The 19639-nt window shown below is 64.3% G+C and carries 18 protein-coding genes, 3 tRNA genes and 1 other RNA gene; 7 read left to right on the top strand and 15 right to left on the bottom strand.

All coding sequences use genetic code 11. The features are described 5' to 3' along the window. The 3 genes from NKJ34_RS04330 to rnpB form a co-directional block, all read right to left on the bottom strand. Nucleotides 1-753 (bottom strand): mechanosensitive ion channel family protein, encoded by a 753-nt coding sequence (locus tag NKJ34_RS04330; protein ID WP_253737051.1) that lies wholly within the window; start codon nt 751-753, stop codon nt 1-3. Nucleotides 754-1047: 294 nt separating this feature from the next. Continuing rightward, nucleotides 1048-2019, bottom strand: coding sequence for an NOG1 family protein (locus NKJ34_RS04325; RefSeq protein ID WP_253737050.1), 972 nt, complete (start codon nt 2017-2019; stop codon nt 1048-1050). Nucleotides 2020-2090: 71 nt separating this feature from the next. Continuing rightward, an RNA gene (gene rnpB, locus NKJ34_RS04320) (RNase P RNA component) lies at nt 2091-2535 on the bottom strand. Between the two features lie 115 nt (nt 2536-2650). Between rnpB and NKJ34_RS04315 the strand changes: the two genes are divergently transcribed. Further along, nucleotides 2651-3253 (top strand): TIGR00296 family protein, encoded by a 603-nt coding sequence (locus NKJ34_RS04315; RefSeq protein ID WP_253737049.1) that lies wholly within the window; start codon nt 2651-2653, stop codon nt 3251-3253. Here the strand turns inward: NKJ34_RS04315 and NKJ34_RS04310 are convergent. Continuing rightward, nucleotides 3250-4404, bottom strand: coding sequence for a nicotinate phosphoribosyltransferase (locus tag NKJ34_RS04310; RefSeq protein ID WP_253737048.1), 1155 nt, complete (start codon nt 4402-4404; stop codon nt 3250-3252). The two genes, NKJ34_RS04315 and NKJ34_RS04310, sit on opposite strands and share 4 nt — an antisense overlap. A gap of 51 nt (nt 4405-4455) precedes the next feature. Then, on the bottom strand, nt 4456-6021 hold the full coding sequence (locus NKJ34_RS04305; RefSeq protein WP_253737047.1) for an Hvo_1808 family surface protein: 1566 nt from the start codon (nt 6019-6021) through the stop codon (nt 4456-4458). Nucleotides 6022-6229: 208 nt separating this feature from the next. Here NKJ34_RS04305 and NKJ34_RS04300 point away from each other — a divergent pair. Both NKJ34_RS04300 and NKJ34_RS04295 read left to right on the top strand, forming a co-directional pair. Further along, nucleotides 6230-6302, top strand: a tRNA-Asp gene (locus NKJ34_RS04300). A gap of 213 nt (nt 6303-6515) precedes the next feature. Continuing rightward, nucleotides 6516-7697: an AGE family epimerase/isomerase gene (locus tag NKJ34_RS04295; RefSeq protein ID WP_253737046.1), complete on the top strand. Its 1182-nt coding sequence runs from the start codon at nt 6516-6518 to the stop codon at nt 7695-7697. 3 nt (nt 7698-7700) lie between these two features. Here NKJ34_RS04295 and NKJ34_RS04290 read toward each other — a convergent pair whose 3' ends face one another. The 5 genes from NKJ34_RS04290 to NKJ34_RS04270 are packed head-to-tail and all read right to left on the bottom strand — an operon-like array spanning nt 7701 to nt 12818. After that, nucleotides 7701-8372 carry a DUF4013 domain-containing protein gene (locus NKJ34_RS04290; protein ID WP_253737045.1) on the bottom strand — a complete coding sequence of 224 codons (672 nt, stop codon included), beginning with the start codon at nt 8370-8372 and terminating at the stop codon, nt 7701-7703. A gap of 58 nt (nt 8373-8430) precedes the next feature. Continuing rightward, complete coding sequence (locus NKJ34_RS04285; RefSeq protein ID WP_253737044.1) at nt 8431-9585, bottom strand: ABC transporter ATP-binding protein; 1155 nt, start codon at nt 9583-9585, stop codon at nt 8431-8433. Between the two features lie 2 nt (nt 9586-9587). Further along, entirely contained in the window at nt 9588-10472 is an 885-nt protein-coding gene (locus NKJ34_RS04280; protein ID WP_253737043.1) for a carbohydrate ABC transporter permease, read from the bottom strand. After that, complete coding sequence (locus tag NKJ34_RS04275; protein WP_253737042.1) at nt 10472-11494, bottom strand: carbohydrate ABC transporter permease; 1023 nt, start codon at nt 11492-11494, stop codon at nt 10472-10474. The genes NKJ34_RS04280 and NKJ34_RS04275 overlap by 1 nt, the downstream gene beginning before the upstream one ends. A 25-nt stretch (nt 11495-11519) precedes the next feature. Next, entirely contained in the window at nt 11520-12818 is a 1299-nt protein-coding gene (locus NKJ34_RS04270; RefSeq protein WP_253737041.1) for an ABC transporter substrate-binding protein, read from the bottom strand. Between the two features lie 175 nt (nt 12819-12993). On the opposite strand from NKJ34_RS04270, the gene NKJ34_RS04265 reads away from it, so the two are divergent. Further along, a tRNA-Asp gene (locus NKJ34_RS04265) sits at nt 12994-13066 on the top strand. A gap of 344 nt (nt 13067-13410) precedes the next feature. Here NKJ34_RS04265 and NKJ34_RS04260 read toward each other — a convergent pair. Then, a complete protein-coding gene (locus tag NKJ34_RS04260) occupies nt 13411-14436 on the bottom strand; it encodes a succinylglutamate desuccinylase/aspartoacylase family protein (RefSeq protein WP_253737040.1) in 1026 nt (341 codons plus the stop codon). Nucleotides 14437-14573: 137 nt separating this feature from the next. Beyond that, nucleotides 14574-15362: a 5'/3'-nucleotidase SurE gene (surE, locus tag NKJ34_RS04255; RefSeq protein WP_253737039.1), complete on the bottom strand. Its 789-nt coding sequence runs from the start codon at nt 15360-15362 to the stop codon at nt 14574-14576. Nucleotides 15363-15442: 80 nt separating this feature from the next. Between surE and NKJ34_RS04250 the strand changes: the two genes are divergently transcribed. Beyond that, complete coding sequence (locus NKJ34_RS04250) at nt 15443-15751, top strand: DUF5798 family protein (protein ID WP_253737038.1); 309 nt, start codon at nt 15443-15445, stop codon at nt 15749-15751. Nucleotides 15752-15774: 23 nt separating this feature from the next. On the opposite strand, the gene NKJ34_RS04245 is transcribed toward NKJ34_RS04250, so the two are convergent. From NKJ34_RS04245 to NKJ34_RS04235, 3 genes are all read right to left on the bottom strand, one after another. Continuing rightward, nucleotides 15775-16197 (bottom strand): CoA-binding protein, encoded by a 423-nt coding sequence (locus NKJ34_RS04245; RefSeq protein WP_253737037.1) that lies wholly within the window; start codon nt 16195-16197, stop codon nt 15775-15777. A 70-nt stretch (nt 16198-16267) separates the two neighbouring features. Next, on the bottom strand, nt 16268-16876 hold the full coding sequence (locus NKJ34_RS04240; protein ID WP_253737036.1) for an RAD55 family ATPase: 609 nt from the start codon (nt 16874-16876) through the stop codon (nt 16268-16270). A gap of 151 nt (nt 16877-17027) precedes the next feature. Further along, nucleotides 17028-17879: a geranylgeranylglycerol-phosphate geranylgeranyltransferase gene (locus NKJ34_RS04235; protein ID WP_253737035.1), complete on the bottom strand. Its 852-nt coding sequence runs from the start codon at nt 17877-17879 to the stop codon at nt 17028-17030. Nucleotides 17880-18002: 123 nt separating this feature from the next. On the opposite strand from NKJ34_RS04235, the gene NKJ34_RS04230 reads away from it, so the two are divergent. Both NKJ34_RS04230 and NKJ34_RS04225 read left to right on the top strand, forming a co-directional pair. After that, nucleotides 18003-18077 (top strand) — tRNA-Arg (locus NKJ34_RS04230). Nucleotides 18078-18579: 502 nt separating this feature from the next. Further along, a complete protein-coding gene (locus tag NKJ34_RS04225) occupies nt 18580-19437 on the top strand; it encodes an aldo/keto reductase (RefSeq protein ID WP_253737034.1) in 858 nt (285 codons plus the stop codon). Nucleotides 19438-19639 lie beyond the last annotated feature (202 nt).

The following is a 19639-nucleotide window of genomic DNA, read 5'->3' as shown; positions in this document are numbered from 1 at the left end:
TCAGTCGTCGTCCGCCGTCGAGCCTTCCGCGCCGGATTGGTGGGTGCCGTAGGTCGGCGCGGCCTCGCGGGCCGAGCCCATCCAGCGGGCGATGTTCTCTTCGACGTACTCCCGACCGCCCAATCCGAACCCGATGCCGGCACCGATAGCGATCGCGGCGGCGAGACCCCACGCGAGGGCGCGGGCGAACACGTAGAGGATTTCGACGTTGATCCCCATCGTATCGAGGCCGATGACGATGGCCATGAAGTAGAGGAACAGTTTGGTTCCGGCCGCAAACGCTCCGGCGTAGGCGCTCTGGGTTGCGGCTTGGGTCCGCTTGATCGCGTCACCGAGGAAGTCGGCGACGACGAAGCCGAGGACGATAACCAGCAGCCCGGCGATAAAGGCCGGAAGGTAGGAGACCGCGGTCGCAACCCACGTCGACAGCGTCTCGATGGCCAACGCGTTGGCGGCCGCCAACACCGCCAGTGCGTAGACGAACCACGCCGATAACGTGCCGAAGGCGTTCGAGACGGACTGTTCGGTCCCACCCAACATATCGCCGATCGGGGTGCTGAGGACGGCCCGGTCGAGTTCGACCGCATCGGCCAGCCGACCGACGACTGTGGCGACCGCCCGGCCGACGACCCAGCCGACCAGCAGAATGACGACCGCGCCGATCAGTCGGGGCACGAACGCCAGCGTCGACCCGACGGCCTCCTGCAGCCACGACGGAACCGTCCCTTGGGAGACCGCCACATCGGACGTCATCGGCGCTCACCTCCAGCCGGGGTGATCACTGCAGCGTGGTATCCAGCGGTGGCGATACGTGCCGTTCGTCGCTCGACGGGGTGGATGTCACACATGCCGTGGAGGCTTGTCGACCCATGGGTTTTGTTAACACCCACCTGTACGTCGCAACCGCAGCGACAGTCGAGTAAGCGAGAACCTGCATAGCCACGCGATATCGGGAGTCCGGCCGATCAGTGGTCCCCCGTTACGCGTGCTCACCCGCACCGGTGGACGGAGTAAGCAGGGCTTTGCTGTCGGATAGGGGTCGAAACGTTACTCCTCGCGTGAGGGGAGGTCGGGCTCGAAGCCGACCGCCTCGATGGCGAGATCGAGCACCTCCTCTACACCCTCGTCGTTGGTGACGCTCATGTAGGCGTCGGCCGCGACGTCGGTCGACCGGTCGCTCTTGTTACAGATCGTCAACACGGGGATGTCACGCTCGGCGAACCGGGCTTCGACCGAGTCGCGGAGTTCCAACTGGACGTCGAGGGGGTAGCCGCAGTCGCCGGAGGCATCGAGGAAAAACAGGATCGTATCGGCCAGATGCTCGATCGCGCCGACAGCCTGCCGCTCGATGTCGTTCCGATCTTCCTCGGGTCGGTCGAGTAGCCCCGGCGTGTCGATCAGCTGGTATCGGATGTGGTCACGCTCGACGTGGCCGATCTGGACACCCCGCGTTGTAAAGGGGTATTCGGCGATCTCGTTGGAGGCCCGGGTGACGTGGTTGACGAAGGAGGACTTGCCGACGTTGGGGTAGCCCGCGATGACGATGGCCGGCTCGTCCGGGCGGATATCGGGGAGGTCTTTGAGCGCATCGCGGGCGTCACCGACCGCCCGGAGGTCGTCTTTGATCTCGTCCATGATGTCGGCGATCCGGGCGAAGGCCTGCTTGCGGTGTTTGCGCGCGACCTCGGGATCGGTCTTCCGGAGTTTGGGCTGGTACTCCCGGCCGAGCTCCTCGATCTGTCGACTCGCCCACGTGACCTCCGACAGTGACTGCCGGAGTTCGTCGACGTCGACGATGGCATCAGCCAACTCGTAGTAGAAGGGGTCGACGTAGTCGAAATCCGGCCACGCGGTGACGACGTTTTCGAGGTTGTCGGAGGTGATGTTGACCGCGATCGTCAGCATCGACTGCTGGGCTTCGAGGCCGCCTTTGGCCTTGCCCGAGCGGGCGGCCCGTGAGAAGGCCTTGTCGATGAGTTCCTCCGACCGGGGTGTCGTCGGGAGGCTCTCGAAAATCATATTCCGTAGGTAGCTGGTGCATACCTAAAAGCACGTCCGTTTGGCGGTGCGGCCGCTCGGCGAGTAAAACGGGCTGAGAGGAGTAAGCCCCCTTCTGTTTCGACCCGACATTCGGCTGAGCGTCCGTCGTCGTGTTCGGACTACCTCGACGACCGACCGAAACGGCCGGTCGGTCGTCTGACGCGGACTTGCACCGGTGAGGATTCACCGTTCCATCCGTTCCCGTGTGTCGGCTCGCGGGCAAAGCCCGCTCGCAAACGTGGTGCGTGGCACCACGCCCTCTGTGGGTTAACTCCCTTCCCTTACGGGTCGGTTCGCGCGCTCGCGGCAGGGCCGCAAGCGCCGTCGGCCGCCGTCGGCGGCCGGACGCACATCATCGGTCGACACGGGTGGTCTCGTTTCTGTTTCAGTGCCAGCCGTCTCCGACTCCGGGCGTGGGCCCGGTCACCTGTCCGAACGGTGGGGGGACTTTCCTCATAGGGGTTGAACCCCCACGGGAGTCGGGCTCTCTCTACCCGGAGATACTACGAGTAGGCGTTACATAACCCGTTCGGTCGGGCGATCCGAGGCCGGTTACTCTGTTCTAAACAAATGGGAAGAATTGAAGTCGGTGCCGGTCATCGATACTGTTATGTCCGAGGCACAGACCGTTCAGCTGAGCTATGATGACGGTGCACGAGCAGTCGAGCTTGCACGGGAAGCGGTAGAATCGTACGTTCTCCACGGTCAGCGCGAGCAGCCCGGTAGTATGCGGGATGCGTTCTATGCGAGAACGGGCGCGTTCGTCCGGATCCAGTCGACACGCGGACGGGGACGACTCCGCGGCTGTGCCGGGGCCTATCAGGGCTCCGATCAGCTCGGCCACGCCATCGTCGACGCCGCCATTCAGGCTGCCTCGGCCGATTCGGCGGGCTCGGAGATCGGCTCGAAGGAACTGGACGACCTCTCGATTTCGGTCTGTGTCGTTAGCAACACCCTACTTACAAACGACCCGCTCGAAGACCTTGAACTCGGCACCCACGGCGTCGCCATCGACACCGGCAACAAACACGCGTGGCTGTATCCGACACTGCCGGTCGAACAGAACTGGAGCAAGGAGAAGTACCTCTCCCTCGTCTGCCGAAAAGCCGATGTCTCGCCGATGGCGTGGCAGGACGACGACACCATGATCACGCTGTTCGAAGGGCAGGTCTACCGCGAGCGGCCCGACGGTGGTAGCGTCGAAGAACTCTAGAAGCCGACGAGCGACGCGTCCCGTTCTGCGCGTTCGATCGCAGTCTCCAGCGAGTAGTCGAAGCTGTCGGCTACCGTCCCGTCCCGGAGAAGTGGCTCCAACAACGGTTCGCCATCGGTCGGGGCGGCTGCCGCCTCCAGCCCGACGTGGTGGCCACCGTCGGCCGTTCGGTACACCGATTTGACCCCCGAGAGCTTGCCGCGTTTGGCGATCGGCTCGCCGTCGACGGCGACGATATCCAGCGCGAAGTCGACCGGATCGGCGTTCGAGACGTAGCCGCCGACGCCGAAGCCGTCGACGATGTCTCGAAGCTCGCGGAGGTCCGCCGGGCCGAGGCCACCGCTGACGAAGACGTCGACGTCCTCGAAGCCGCGGGCGTCGAGTTCCCACCGTACCTCACGGATGATGTGCCGGAAATCGCCACGCCGGGAGCCGGTGGTATCGATCCGGATGCCGTCGAGACGATCTCCGAGAGTTTCGGCCGCGCGGATCGCCTCGTCCTTCTCGTCGCTGAAGGTGTCACAGAGCGCGATCCGCGGGACGGATTCCGGGACCGTCTCGTCGAAAGCCCGCCAGGCGTCCTCTTGATGTCCTCGGCCGAAACAGAGCATGAGCGCATGCGGCATCGTGCCGCCGGCCTCCCGGCCGATGACGTCGCCGGCGGCGACGTGTGAGAAGCCGTCGAGGCCGCCGAGGAGCGCGCTGCGCTCGACGACCGCCGCGATCGAAGGGTGGACGTGGCGCGCGCCAAACGAGAGCACCGAGGAGTCGGGGGCGGCCCGTCGGGCTTCGAGGGCGGCGGTAGCGATCCCCGAGGCATGCGAGAGCAGCCCTAACAACGAAGTTTCGAGGCGAGCGAATTCGAGATACGGCCCCTCGATCCGGAGCACAGGGCCGCCGTCGAACAGCCGGCCCGGCGGGATCGCATCCACGTCGACCGCGCGGTCGGCCAGCAGTGCGGCGGCGTCTTTGACACCGGCGAGGAGTTCGAACTCGCCGTCGGGGAACTGGTCGGCCGTCACTTCGGCGGTGACCCGTGGGTTCCGGTCGGCCGCCCGGAGCGTCGACTCGGTGCGGTCGAAGTAGGCGTCGGTCGCCCGGCCCGACCGGACGGCCGACGGCGGGACGATATCGAAGTCGAGGTCGGTCATACGAGCCGATTGGGTCGGGCGTCTCAAAAAGGGGTGTTGTCCGGCCCGACATCAGGACAGCCGTCGACCCGCGGCTGCAACCGCGAGCAGCGCCGCCACCGCGGCCGCAACGCCGAATCCCGGGACGATGTCGTCGGTCGACCCCCGGTCGTCGACGTCGGTGGGTTCGATGGTCGGGTCGAGTTCGAACAGCCCCGCCTCGGTGGGGGCGTGGACGATCCGGACCCGCGTTCGGTCGGTCTCGACGGCGTAGACCCCGCTGAACGAGCCGTTCGAGACCTCGTATGCGCCGGATTCGGTTTCGGTCGCGTCGTGGGCATCGAGGATCGCGCCGTAGGCGCGCTGGAACTCGGCGGCGTCGGCGGCTGTTTCCCACTCGGTCGTCCAGACGTAGCCGTCGTCGTCGCCCCGGCGGTAGGGGACGAGTTCGTCGCCGACCCAGCCATCCGAGGGCTCGGAGACGTAGTTGTAGCGGTCGAACTCGCTGTCGGTGTCGCGGATCGACGAGGGGTCGATCGTCTCGGCGTCGTAGGTGCGGGCCTGATACCACAACATCACGTAGATCGACGCCTCGCCGGCGACCTCAGCGCCGCCGACCCCATGGGCGGGGTACCGCTCCCACTCGGCGGTCGACTCGTCGGGAACGTCGAGCCGGGTCGACTCGACCGGCTCGCGGTGGATGATCTCGCTGGTGGTCCGTGGGGGAGCCTGGAGTCGCTCGTCGACGCCGTCCCAGCCCTCGGTGTCGACCGTCTCGTGGATGTAGCCGGGGCCGTCGGAGTACGGCTGGAGCAGCAGGAACAACAGCCCGGAGTTGCTTCCGCCCCCGTCGTCGGTACCGCCGGTTCGGGGATCGTCGAAACACGCCCAGTTGCCGTCCTCACACTGCTGTTCGTAGCGGGTTTCGAGGTAGACTGCCTCGCCCTCGACAACGCCGTCGACCGCGAGGTCGGCATCCTGTGTGTCACGGGCGAGCGCCGCGGCCCCGAGGTCGTGGCGCTGGTCCTGCATCGCGTGGGTGAGTTCGTGCAGCAGGGTGCGTTCGGAGACGGTCGGCGCCTCGGCGTTCGGCGTGATAATCACGATCCGGTTCTCGTTGGGGTCGTAAAACCCGTTGACTGCGCCGCCGACGGTCGAATCGATCGCGTCGGCGGCCTCGCGGTCGTCGCCGACGACGAATAGCGCCTTCCAGACCACGTCGTTCCACCGATCGAACGTCTCGTTTGCGGGCGTGTTCCCCACCAGCCCCTCCTTGCGGAACGCCGCGCGGCTCTGGACCTCGACGGACACGTCCTCGGTGAACTCCTCGCCGCGGAGTTCCTCGACGCGGGCCATCGTCCGGTCGACCAGCACGTCGAGTTCCGCCGCCGAGAGGTTCGTCGTCGTCTCGAAGTCGAGATCGTCGTCGTGACACACCCCGTCGACACAGCCGATCCGGTCGTCTTCGGTTTCGGTGAGCTGTGTCGGCGGGGCCGGGGCAGTCGACGCGATCGAGCCGTGATCGACCGCCGTGGTGTGGGCGGCGGTCGACGCGGCGGCCGGTGTGCTTGCGACCGCCGGGGCGAGACCCGCGGTGACAAGCAACAGGGCGACGACGATGACGACGGGTCGGGACATGATGGAGCGAGCCCCCACGCCCGGGCGTCGACCGTCCGGCAGCGGCGTGGGAGCGGACGGCCGGCGATAGGACAGCGACGGATATACCAGTTGTCGTTGTCGTTCGACTGGTCGGCCGGCGATGTGGTCGACGGTTCGCCACCGCCACCCACACGGCGGGTGAAAAGGAAGGCTTATTTATCTCACCCGGCCAGTATCGATACAGGAAGCCCGGATGGTGTAGTGGCCCATCATACGACCCTGTCACGGTCGTGACGCGGGTTCAAATCCCGCTCCGGGCGCTTTTCCCGACGAACAACACGCTGAGCACTGCGTAGCATGTGCTCAGCAACACCGTGAGTCGGAAAACGATTCACTGAGTGATTTGAACGACAGGGGTTCAAATCCCGCTCCGGCCGATGTTACACGTCGACCGCTCCCGATCAACGCCCCGAACTCCGAGTCGACCACGGCGGGGGAAATCTACAGGGTGTTGTGTGCGAAACTGTGAGGGTATGGACTCTCCGTATGTCGACGACGAGTGGCTCACCGGGCGTCTCCACGAGATCCTCTCGTTTTACTACCCCGACTGTCTGGACGACGACCACGGCGGCTACATCGCCCAACTCGACTATGAGACGGGCGCGATCTACGATGCCGGCTCGAAACACCTCGTGGCGACCAGCCGGTTCGTCGTCAACTTCTCGCTGGCCGCACGCCACGGCGGCCCCGAATGGGCGCTCCCGGCGGCCGAACGCGGCGTCAGGTTCCTCCAGGAGCACCACCGCGATGCCGAGACCGGCGGCTACGACTGGCTCCTCGACGGGACCGAGACGGTCGACGACCGACGCGTCTGTTACGGCCACGCGTTCGTCCTGCTGGCGTACACCCGCGCCCACGAGGCCGGCGTCGACGGCGCCAAGGCGGCGCTCGAAGACACCTACGACCTGCTGGTCGACCGGTTCTGGGAACCCGAGTACGACCTCTGCAAAAGCGAGTTTTGCGGGGATTTCGCCGAGAGCGAGCCCTACCGCGGCCAGAACGCCAACATGCACACCTGCGAGGCGATGCTGGCGGCCTACGAGGCCACCGGTGACCTCCGGTATCTCGATCGGGCCCGCGAGGTCGCCCACGCGCTGACCGTCCGGCTTGCGGCCGAGACCGACGGCCTACTCTGGGAGCATTACACCACGGAGTGGGACCACGATTTCGCCTACAATCGCGACGACCCGCGCCACCAGTTCCGGCCGTGGGGCTACCAGCCGGGCCACCACATCGAGTGGGCGAAACTGCTGGCGGTGCTGGACCGCGACACCGATACCGACTGGGCACTCGACCGCGCCGAGGAGCTGTTCGCGGCCGCGATCGAGCACGGCTGGGACGACGTCGACGGCGGCTTTTATTACAGCTTCGACCGCGACGGGGCGCCGCTCGTCGAGGACAGATACGGCTGGCCGGTCGCCGAGGGTATCGGTGCGGCCGCCGCACTGGCCGAGCGCACAGGTGACGACCAGTATCGGACGTGGTACGACCGGCTCTGGGAGTACGCCGAAGCGAACCTGACCGCGCCGGGCGGCAACTGGTACGAGAAACGCGTCGACGGCGAGCCCGCCGACACCGAACCGGGTCCCGAGGTCGAGCCGGGCTATCACCCGATCGGGGCCTGTTTCGAGGGGCTCCGGTCGTTCGACGACTGACCGTCACGAGGCGTCGCTAGGGAGGGCCAGACTGGCCCCGCGGCTCCAGTAGCCCACCATCACCAACTCGGCGTAAAACGCCAGAAAGAAGCCGACGACGACGTCGACCAGCCCACTCGCGAGCGTGAGCAGCAGCGCGCCAACGACGAGGCCGACGGTCACGTTATAGAAGTACGTGCCATCCGTGGCCGCGGTCACCAACACCCGTGTATCGAAGGCAGCGCGGAGGCGACGGCGGCTGACGTAGCTGACGAGCGCTGCCGGGAGAACATACAGCACCGAGAGTGCCAACAACAGCGAGGCCGTCGACCCGGCGACGAAGCCCAGCGAGGTCCCGAAGTCGACGGTGGTGGGCGTGGGAGCTTGGTTCGTGATCCCGAACACTGTGACCAGGAGTATCCCACCCGCCGGCAGGAGAAAGGCGATGGCGATCGCGCAGCCACCGATACCGAGTCGCGTCATCGAGCGCACGTCCTCGAACGGTGGAAGCGACTCGAACCGTGTGAGTCGATCCCTCCCTGCGGTCTCGGCCAGTACCGTCACCAGATAGCCAGCGACGACGATCAGCGGCACGATCGGGATGTAGACGGCTGCGAGGTGGAGTCCACCACCGATAAGAAGCGTGTCGACCCCACGGTCGCTTCGGAACGGGTACCGAAACGGCGCAGGGATCATTCGTACTCGACCCAGTCAGCCGCGGCCCAAGACCGTTGGGAATCCCGCCGACCGCGAGTCACTGTTGGGTGACGACCTCGACGTCCTCGATCGTTTCGAGCGATCGGTTGTGGAGCGTCCGTTCGGTCGCGGCATCGAACAGGTGGATCGCCTCCGGTGGGAAGCCGACGGTGATGGTCTCACCGGGGGTCGCCTGTCGCATCCCGCCGATCGTGGCGACGAACGTCTCTGGGTCGGCGGCCGCCGGCTCGAAGGTGACGTGGACGTTGTTCTCGTCGCCGCGTGGCTCGATCACGTCGATACCGACCTCGTAGTGGTGGGATCCGGAGCCGTCGACGCCGACCTCGATGTCCTCGGGTCGAATCCCGAGGACCACACGGTCGGTCGTGCCGATCGACTCGCGGTGGGCCTCGGTGAGTGCGTATTCGAACCCGTCGTCGACGAGTCGGTCTCCCTCAAGGCGCATCTCGAAGAAGTTCATCGAGGGCTCGCCGATGAAGCCCGCGACGAACAGGTTTTCGGGCTCGTGATAACATTCGAGCGGTGTGCCGACCTGCTGGAGAATCCCGTCGTTGAGGATGGCGATCCGGTCGCCCATCGTCATCGCCTCGGTCTGGTCGTGGGTGACGTAGATCGTCGTTACGCCCAGATCCTCTTGGATCCGCTGGAGTTCGGTCCGCATCTGCGAGCGGAGTTTGGCATCGAGGTTCGCCAACGGCTCGTCCATCAGGAACGCCTCCGGTTCCCGGACGATCGCCCGGCCGAGCGCGACTCGCTGTTGTTGGCCGCCGGAGAGTTCGGCCGGTTTGCGGTCCAACAGGTCCTCGATGCCCATCATCCGCGTCGACTCGGTGACGCGGGCGTCGATCGCCTCATCGGAGAGATCGGTCGACTCTTCGAGACCGAACGACATGTTCTCGCGGACGGTCATATGCGGATACAACGCGTAGCTCTGGAACACCATCGCGGTGTCGCGTTCCTGTGGGCGTTTGTCGTTGATGACTGCCTCGCCGAGGCGGATCTCCCCCTCGGTGATCGATTCGAGTCCGGCGACCATTCTGAGCGTGGTCGACTTCCCGCAGCCCGAGGGGCCGACCAAAATGAGGAACTCTCCGTCGGCGATGTCGATACTCACGTCGTCGACGGCGACGATCTCGCCCTCGTCGTCATCGTGAAACGTCTTGGTAATGTGATCGAGTTGTAGTTCGGCCATTGTTAGGTACCTCCGCCGGCGACACCCTCGGCGAACTGCTCGCCGAAGACGATGTACACCAGCAGTGTCGGCAGGGCCGTAATGAACGCCCCCGCCATTTGGATGTTGTACTGCGATACCATCGACCCGGTCAGCTTCTGGAGCGACATCGTCACCACGTCGTTGCTGTTGTCGCTGATCAACACGATCGCGAACAGCAGATCGTTCCAGATATTCGTGAACTGGTAGATGAGCGCGACCGCGAACATCGGGATCGACAGCGGGAGGATGATCCGGTAGTAGATCGTCGCGATGGTCGCCCCATCCAGCCGCGCGGCCTCGATCATCGAGGAGTCGATCGATTTGTAGTGGGCCCGGAACAGCAGCGTACAGATCGGGATTCCGTAGGCCGTATGGGTGATCGTCAGCGCGATCAGTTCGGAGCGGTCGGCCAGCGGCGGGATCACCGCCAGTAGGCTCCCGAGGTCGACGATCGTCCAGAAGCGCGACAGCGGGACGAGCACCGACTGGTAGGGGATGAAGATCCCCGCGATAAGCACCATCAGGACGAGCGCTTGGCCCCGCCACTTGGTGTTGGTCAGGCCGTAGGCCGTGATAGAACCGATCGTCGCCGAGAGGATCGTCGCCGGAATGGCGAACAGCACGCTGTTGACCAGTCCGGACTGCAGCCGCCCGAAGGCCTCGATCCACGGCTCGATCGCGAACTGTCCCGGAAGCGGCGGGACGAACGGCGAGGTCTGCTGGAAGCCGGCCTGTGTCTTGATCGAGGTCATCAGTCCGCTTTCGAGCGGCGAGAGATAGAACGCGATCATCGCCAGCAGGGTGGCATACAGGGCGATACGACTCCAGTCGGGGCGGTTGTCGGTGAGTGCTGAAAACGTGGACATCAGAGTGCACCTCGTTTGTACTGCCGGTAGAGATACGGCGATATGACCCCTAGGGCCATCACGAAGAGGATCGTCGCGATCGCCGAAGCGTAGGCCCAGTTGGCCGTCCCGGCGAAGGCTTCACGATACATCATCAGCGCGAGGATGTCGGCCGACCGGCCGGGCTGGGTGCCGAACATGACGAACAGGAAGTCGAAGGCCTTCAGCGCAAACACCATCAGCACGACCGCCGCGCTGGTCGTCGACGCCCGGAGCTGTGGGATGATCACCCGCCAGTACATCTTGAGGGTGTTCGCGCCGTCGACTTTGGCCGCCTCGTATTGGTCGGTCGGGATCGCCCGCAGGCCGGCCAGATAGACGACCATACAGTAGCCGCTGAACTGCCAGATCAGCGCGAAGATCACCGCGAACAGCTTGAACTGGGGATCGCTGATCCAGTTTTGCGTGATCGCGCCCAACCCCACGAGCCGGAGGCCCTCGTTGATCATTCCCGAGGAGGGGTTGTACATCCACGCCCAGAACACTGCCGTCACGACGAACGAGAGGCTCATCGGCAACAGGAAGACCGTCCGGAAGGAGTTCTCGAAGCGGATCTTCTGGTCGACCAACAGTGCGAGCAGGAGGCCGACGATCAGCGCGACCACGGTAAAGAGGATCAGGAGGACGAACGTGTTCCGGAACGCCCAGTACTCCTGTGGCCCGCCGAGCAGGCCACCTTCGGCGACCTTCCCGAAGAACTCGAAATAGTTGTCGAGATCGAACTCGGCGGGGTTGTAGGTCACCCGGCGCAGCCCCTGCCAGTCCGTCAACGAGATGATAAAGTTCCAGCCGATCGCGCCGTAGACGAACAACCCCACAAGGAGCGTCGCCGGAAGCCAGAACGGAAGGGATTTGACGAGTTCGCTTCGCCTCCACCGCTGGAGGGTCGACTCGGTCGATTCCGTCGCCTCGACTGGCAGGCCACCGTCAGTACTGACCGTCTCCGTCGGCGGGTCGGAATCCGGTGATTGGTTTGTATCCATTGAAATCAAGCGGCGACCGAAGCGGTTAGAACGCGTCCGTCAGATCGCTGTAGGTTCTGTCGACGTTCCACTCGCCGGCGAAGGAGGCGAAGGCTTCCTCAAAGTTGCTTTTGACCTGTGGGCTCACGCCCGTCCCGTGGGCGATGGTCGCCGGCTGGGCGTTCGAGTTGTCGAAGTCCTCGCGCTGCCGTGAGAGGAACGGCCCGAACGCGTCGTCGGGCACATCGGTCCGGGCCGGAATCGAGCCTTTGATCGGGTTGAATCGCTCCTGCCCGTCGACCGAGCCGACGTAGCTCAGCCACGCATCGGTCGCATCCGGCGAGGGGTTGGGTTCGGGTTTGACAAAGGAGTCGGTGACGATGTGGTAGACGCCCTCGGTGCCGGGGAAGGGAACGTGATCCCAGCTGTCCTCGAAGTCGAAGCCCTCACTGGATTCGTACTGTCCGGCCGCCCAGTCTCCCTGATGCATGAACGCCGCCTCGCCGTTGATCACGTCGTTGTTCGCCTCGTCCCACGCGACCGACCCCGCGTCGGCGTTGAAGTACTCCCTGTAGTCGACGACCGTCTGGAGGGCGCTTCGAACCGCGTCTTCGTTCTCCTCGACGCCGGATTCGAGCACGGCCTCGTAGGTCTCGACGCCCGCCTCGCCGACGAGGACGTCCTCCCAGAGCTGGAGGACCGTCCAGGCCGACTGGGTCGACTGGGCCATCGGCGCGGCGTCGGTCTCGGCGTCGATGGTCTCCATCGCCGAGAGGAGGTCCGCCGGCGACGAGAGGGTCGAGGGGTCGACGCCCGCACTGTCGAGGACGTCGACGTTGTAAAACAGGTTGTTGAGGCGGTGGATGTTCAGCGGGACGGCGACGTAGTTGCCGTTGTCGTCCTGCGAGAGGTCCCTGACGCCCTCCTTGTAGGCATCTTCCATCTCGCTGTCCCAGACGCTGTCGCTGATGTCGGCCAAGACATCCGATTCGGTGTACGTTTGGAGCGAGCCGCCGGGCCAGATCTGGAACGTGCTCGGAGCGTTGTCTTGGAGCACGCGGTCCTGGATCTCGGTACTGAGCGCGGAGCCAGCCCCGCCCGGCGCTTCGTTGTTGTTGACGCTGAGATCCGAGTACTCCGATTCGAACCCCTCGATCAACGCTTGGATGGCGTCGCTTTCGCCGCCTGCGGTCCACCAGTGGACGACCTCGACTTCGTTTTCGGTGCCCGATCCGCCGCCATCACCGCCATCGCCACCGGTACAGCCCGCCAATCCGACAGCTGCAGCGACACCGCTCGTTTTGAGAACAGTACGACGTGAGAATTGACTGTGTTTGTCAGACATGATAGTGCCCCCATCGTGTGGGTAGCTAACGTTTTGCTAGTGACCACTTATTCCTTGCCAATAATTAGTTAACAATAATGGTCGTGAACAAACATTTGGGTAAAAAACGAGCCGACGGCGTCGGGCCAACTAACAAGGCTTAAACGTCTCCCCGGGAAACGAATGATTGCAGCAAGCCCGGATGGTGTAGTGGCCCATCATACGACCCTGTCACGGTCGTGACGCGGGTTCAAATCCCGCTCCGGGCGTACTTTTGTGGCGAACAACAACTCCGAGCACCGCGAGCGTGGCGCGTAGCGCCACGACAGCGAACGGCGATAGCGCGGAACGGAGTTCCGCGGACCATTTGAGCGGGCCGGTGGCCCGCGGAAAGAAGCCGTGAGCGGAACGTGTGCGAGGATCGCCGTGAGCCGCAAATACCTCAAGAGGGATTTGAACCAGCGAGCAGCTTTGCTGCGAGTGAGGTTCACACGAGCGAAGCGAGCGTGAGCTTGTGGAACTCCGTTCCACAGTGTTCAAATCCGGCTCCGAGCGTCGGTTTGGACGCAATAGCTCCGAAAGACCGGGTCGGAGTAGTGACGACCGCCGCCCCTCAGGCGGCGCTGGCGGCCGTCGGGCGCTGCTGGCGTTCGACCACCTGCCGGGTCCGCCCGGAGAGCTCGACCAGATGACACAGCGGGTTGCCCGGATAGACGACCGGGTTTTCGAGAATGCCGACCAACAGCCCGGTAAACGGGGCGGTGACCGTGACGTTGTCGTTCTTGAAGGGATTGGTGATCGTACAGATCACCTCGCCCTCGTGGACTAACGCCCCGCGCTCGGGGTGCATGTCGACGATCCCCCCCACGTCGGCGCGGATCCACGTCTTCTCGTGGTCCCCGGTGATGATCGTGCGCCACCCCGGCCACCGGACGGGCGTGTCGGTGAGCATCTCGTACTCGGCGAAGACGCTCTCGACGCCCGCCAGCGCTTCGTCGATCAACCCCCGCTGGAAGCGGTGGGCCTCACCCATCTCGATGGTAATCGTGGGAATGCCGTCGCGGGTGGCCTCCCCGCGGAGCGTGCCGTCGCTCCCCTCGCTGTCGAGGATGACGTTCGTGCCGAACGCCAGTGCAAGACGGTGCACCGCCGGGTCGGCCATGTCGGCCCGAACGTGAAGCATGTTGCTCCGCCCGCGTGTAGAGGTGTGGAGATCGATGCCGAAATCACAGGGTTCGATGAAGTTGGTGAAGATGCGGTGGGCCATTCGCTTGGCGCTGGTCGACCCCTGTCGACCGGGGAACGAACGGTTGAGGTCCCGGTCGTAGATCGGCAGGTAGCGCTGTTGGGCCAGAAAGCCGGGAACGTTGAGCACCGGTAGACAGACCAGCGTGCCCGCCAACTCCGAGAGATCCCAGTCGTGGGCGACCTCCCGGACGACCTCGATCCCGTTGAGTTCGTCGCCGTGGGCCGCCGCCGACAGAAACGCGGTCGGGCCGGGGCGCTCGCCGTTGATAATCGTCACCGGAATCCGGACTGGATCGCCCAGATAGGTCTCGCTGATCCCATACCGGATGTTCTGTGTCTCGCCGCGGTCGACCTTCCCCCCGTTGTAGGTGAAGGCCCCGTCGTCGCTCATGAGGGTCCGTTGGACGGGGTGTATATAAATTCATCCGGGAGGCGGTAACAGTTGTCACGCCATGGATGCGACAGATCGTCCCGGGCAAGTGGGGCGATACGTCCGGCGTGGGCGGCCGATGGTGAGGTGTAGGGGAGTCAGTAGGCGTCGACCAGTCGATCGAGCGCCGAGTGGCGTTCGGTCGAATGTGGGGCGGTCAGCGGCGAGACGCTGATCTTCCCCTCGGCGACCGCCCGGCGGTCGGTGCCCTCGGGGTCGGTGATCGACCCCGAGCGCATGAGTTCCCAGATGCCGTCCCGGAGGGCGACCTGTTCGCCGTCGCGTTCCGCACCCATCTCGTAGCGGGTCGAGGGGTGGGTGACGACCATCTCACTGGGGTCGAGAACGCCCGACTCGGTTTCGATGTAGGGGACGTTGACGTTGAGGTAGTCGGCGGCCTCGAAGACCCCGGCCTCGCCCGCGCGGTCGACCAGATACCGCGTCGCGGCGGTCGCGTGCCGGAAATCCTCGGGGTCGGTCGCCAACTGCGCCCAGTCGTCGCCGCCATCGATGTACAGCGAGACCGAGATCGCCGGCACCTCGAAGAAGGCGGCCTCGACGGCCGCACTGACCGTTCCCGACCGACCCAGCACGTACGCGCCGATGTTGGCCCCTTTGTTGCAGCCCGAGACGACGAGATCCGCATCCGGGCATAGGGTTCCGAGTCCCGCGATCACGCAGTCGACCGGGGTGCCTTCGACCTCGTAGCCGAGTTCGTGGTCGCGGACGTCGACGGCTTCGGAGATCGTCCGGCCGACCGCGCTCTGGTCGTCGGCAGGTGCGACCGCGACGACCTCGCCGAGATCCGCGAGTCCCTCGTAGAGCGCCCGGAAGCCGACGCTGTCGATCCCGTCGTCGTTGGTCAACAGGATCCGTGGTTCGTCCATACAGGGGTCAAGCGGGGCGGGACGAAAAGGACTCGGCTCCAAGCCACAAAGGACACAAAGCCCGACATACATGGTCGGGTATGGGACTCGGAAGCACGACAAAGAAGATCCAGATGCTCGCGGATACCGCCGAAAAGATGTACTCCCGGCTCAACGAGGTCCGCGAGCAGGTCGAGACCACACAGACGACGGTCACCGAAACCGGCGAGCGGGTCCAGACGCTCGAAACCGAGATCGTCGAACAGCGGGCGATCCTCGAAGCCGTCGCCGAGGAACTCGAGATCGACCTCGATGCGGTCACCGCCGACGCCCACATTCTCGATGCCGAAGCCGCAGGCGACGACGCGGCGGCCGTCGACGATGCCGAACCGGCTGAACCCGACGCCTGACTCCCGGTCGACGGCTCCTCGGGTCAGTCGGTCAGCCGCCCGTGTTCGATTTTGAGACACCGATCCTGAACCACATCGAGTCCGGCGGCTTCCGCCTTCCGGGCTGCCTCGTCGTCGCTGATGCCCAACTGGAGCCACAGCGCCTCGACGTCGCCGACCGATTCCTTGCGCTCGATCGTCGCCTCGGCGATCTCGGGGACCTCCTCGCTGGGCCGGAAGACGTCGACCAGATCGATCTCGCCGTCGACCTCGCTCAGGGAGTCGACGGCCGTCTCGCCGAGAATCTCGTCGGCGAAGGGGTTGACCGGGACGATCTCGTACCCCTGCTGCTGGAGGTAGGCGGGGACCTCGTGGGCGGCCTTGCCGGGCGTGCTCGAACAACCGACGACCGCGATCCGATCGACGGCCAACAGTTCTCGAAGCGAGTCATCATCGGAGACGGGCATGGCTCTCCCTTCGTGTGGGCGAGACAAAAGCGTTGAGTCGGCGAGGACGCCGAGTCGGCGCGGGCGCCGACTACTGCTGGAGTCGGATGTCCGGCGGCTCGTCTTCGGACATGCGGATCACGCCGTCGAACAGTTGGGTCAGGGTGTTCATCGCCTGCTCGTCGTGGGACGACGAGTCGATACAGAAGACACCCAGCCCGTCGACGCTCTGGATCCGGCCCGTAAAGACGTGGAGGAAGCGGAAGACGGTCTGGAGATCGGCGTACATCAGCAGCGTCGACAGCGAGTGGACCATGATCCGGTTGTGGCTGATGCCTTGGTCCTGATGGAACGCCTGTAAGAACTCGGAGAGCTTGATCCCGATGCCAGTCATATCAACTGGCGAAGAGGTGTACTTGATGCGTTTGTCCTCCCGTACCTCGCCGACGCCCTGCTGGCGCGTGACGCAGTCGACGACGGCAACGGGGCGACTCTCGTATTCGGTGCGGCGAGCGAAGTCTTCGAGGACCCGGGTGGCGCTGTCCTTGGTGGTGACAATGATCGCCCCTTCGCCGTTCTCGACACCGGTGGCGAGGATATCGAGCGCCAGCGATCGCTTGCCGGTCAGCGGTGGTCCCGATATCAGAATGTTCGTTCCCGGGAGTACCTCCTCGTCAAGGTCCGCGGAGAGCTGATACATCAGTCCAGCCCCCGAGTCGCAGCGTCGCTCGATCGGGAGATGTTCGAAGATCGGTCCGACTGTCCGGGAATCATCGACTGAATGGACCATACCGGTTGCGGGTAATATTCTTTTTGATTATCCGAGTCGGATTAGTCGATATACCGACTAGTCACCCGCCGATGACGACCGTCGCCCGACCGGCAACGAACGCGACCGCCGCCAGCAGCATTCCCCGCTTGAGCCAGCGTTGACTCGCCGAGGGGTCCGTTCGGGCCCGGACGGTCGCGGCGAGCATCACCAGATCCGCCGGCAGCACGACCGCGAGGTAGATCGCACCGAACTCGCCGACCAGAAAGGGCCACCCGCTGGCGACGACCGCGAGCCCCATAGCGGTTCCTCCGATGAGTAACGCGGGTCGCTCGCCGAGGACGATCGGGAGCGTCCGCAATCCCTCCTGTCGGTCGCCGTCGATGTCTTCGATATCTTTGACGATCTCGCGGGTGAGCGTAGCGACCGCTGCGAGGCCGAAGAGCGTGACCGCGCCGAAGGGGTCGCCGACCGCTGCGCCGCCGAAGAGGAACGTGCTCCCGGTGAGATAGCCGACCAACGCGTTGCCGACCCCCGGCAGCCCCTTGAACAGCTCCGTGTAGGCCACCAGCGCGACGAAGTTGAAGACGGCAATCGCGATCGCGGCCGTCGGCAAGGTCAATGCAGCAGCAGTCGCCACAGCGAACAGCGCAAGGCTGAACCACAACGCGCCGCGGGCCGTGATATCCCCGCGTGGGATCGGGCGGTCGGGACGGTTGATCGCATCGATCTCCCGGTCGAAGTAGTCGTTGATCGCGTTACCGCCGCCAGTCGCGGTGACCGTTGCCACCACTGCGGCCACGACGTCGACTGGGGACGCAGTGATGCCGCCGGCGACGAACGCCCCGGTACCGGTGAGCAGCCCGGCCGATATCGCGTTCCCGGGCCGTGTGAGGTCGAGACAGGCCCGCCCACGGGCCGCCAACGTTGCCATACATGGCGGTCGTGAGTGTCACCGAATAAAGGACGTGGATCCGCTCCGCGCCGTGTGTGAGCAGTCGACCCATGGCGACGAGACCGACGCCCTTATTATTGCAGATTCGGAACAATCGGGTGCGGGCGCTTAGCTCAGCTTGGACAGAGTGCTTGGCTTCGGACCAAGTTGTCGCGGGTTCAAATCCTGCAGCGCCCACTTCCTCACAATTCGTTTCGCCGCTAATTCTAATTCTGCTTTAGAGCCTTTTATAAGTCTGTTTTTTCCTGAATCGGTTGTCCCAGAACGACCGATAGATTCGGTTCCCACGTCGTTACAACTTGCGGCCCGTCGCTATCGGGCGATTGGCTCCGCAAATGTTGAGTGGGCGGTGGGCCCCGCCAGATCCTCGAAGCGGGTGGAGGAGAGATCAAGTCGACGACAGTCGTCTACGGCTCGGGGCAATCACGTGGGCGGTTCTCCTCCGACGGAAACGACACCAGCGGCTCCTCTTTCGGTGAGACGGCACCCGCGTGCACCGATCGCCGATCGTCGACAACAAGACTCGCTACACACCGGTCTATGACCGCATCGGAGTTCGTGTCCTCGACACAGTCGAACCATCGCACACCCAACCAGCGTAAGTCGACAGCAGGAGATCCCACGGTCTCGGAGATCGCTGACCACCAGAGATAACACGTTTCGGGCCGCGAACGGGGGTATGGAATCCACAAACGAGAGCGGCACGTTCGACCTCGATGGCGAACTGACAGTGAACCGACTCGGGTTTGGCGCGATGCGTCTCTGTGGCGAGGGAATCATCGGCCCACCCGACGATGAACAGTATGCGAAAGACGTCGCCCAGCAGGCCGTCGACCTCGGCGTCGACTTCATCGACACCGCGGACTCCTACGGACCGGGTGTCAGCGAACGCCTGCTCGGTGAGGCAATCGATACCGAGGCGGTGACGATCGCCACGAAGGCCGGGCTGCTCCGAAACAGCGACGGCCAGTGGCTCAACCACGCCGATCCCGACTACATCCGCAATCAGGTGCTCGTCAGCCGTGATCGCCTCGGAGTCGACTCGATCGATCTCTACCAACTACACAGCCCAGATCCGGACACACCCTTCGAGGACAGCCTCACGGCGTTCGCCGAACTCAAAGACGAGGGCTTTATCGACCACGTCGGCCTTTCGAACGTCAGCGTCGACCAGCTTGAGGAGGCCAGAGAGCACGTCGAAATCGCGACGGTCCAGAACCAGTACAACGTGTTAAACCGCGACCACGAGGATGTGCTTCAGGCCTGCGAAGAGTACGGGATTGGCTTTATGCCCTACTTCCCGATCGCTGCTGGGTCGATTTCGGGGGTCGACGCCATCCAAGAGGTTGCGGACACACACGACGCCACGGTCTACCAGATCGCGCTGGCGTGGCTGCTCGAACACTCCGATGTGATGCTGCCGATCCCGGGTACCGGCAGCCTTGACCACCTCGAAGAGAACGTCGCTGCCGCCTCGATCGCGCTTTCGAACGAGGAGTATAGCCGGTTGGCAGCGATCGCGTCGACCAACCGGTAGATACCCGTTCGTATATGTCAGATACATATGATATTGCTGGTCGACTAAATAAACGACAGTCTCCGATAGTGAAACCCTCTTAAGTACGTTTTCAAGTTCTCTGGCCGGATCTAGCTGACTGTGAGTACGTGAACAACAAAGCGCTGGCAGAGATATGCAACCAAAACATACCAAGAAATTTAGTATGTATAAAAACAATACA

Origin of the sequence: Halohasta salina (assembly GCF_024178165.1) — an archaeon.
GTDB lineage: Archaea > Halobacteriota > Halobacteria > Halobacteriales > Haloferacaceae > Halohasta > Halohasta salina.
The sequence above is the reverse complement of the archived record's forward strand: the minus strand, read 5'-3'. Positions and strand labels throughout refer to the sequence as shown.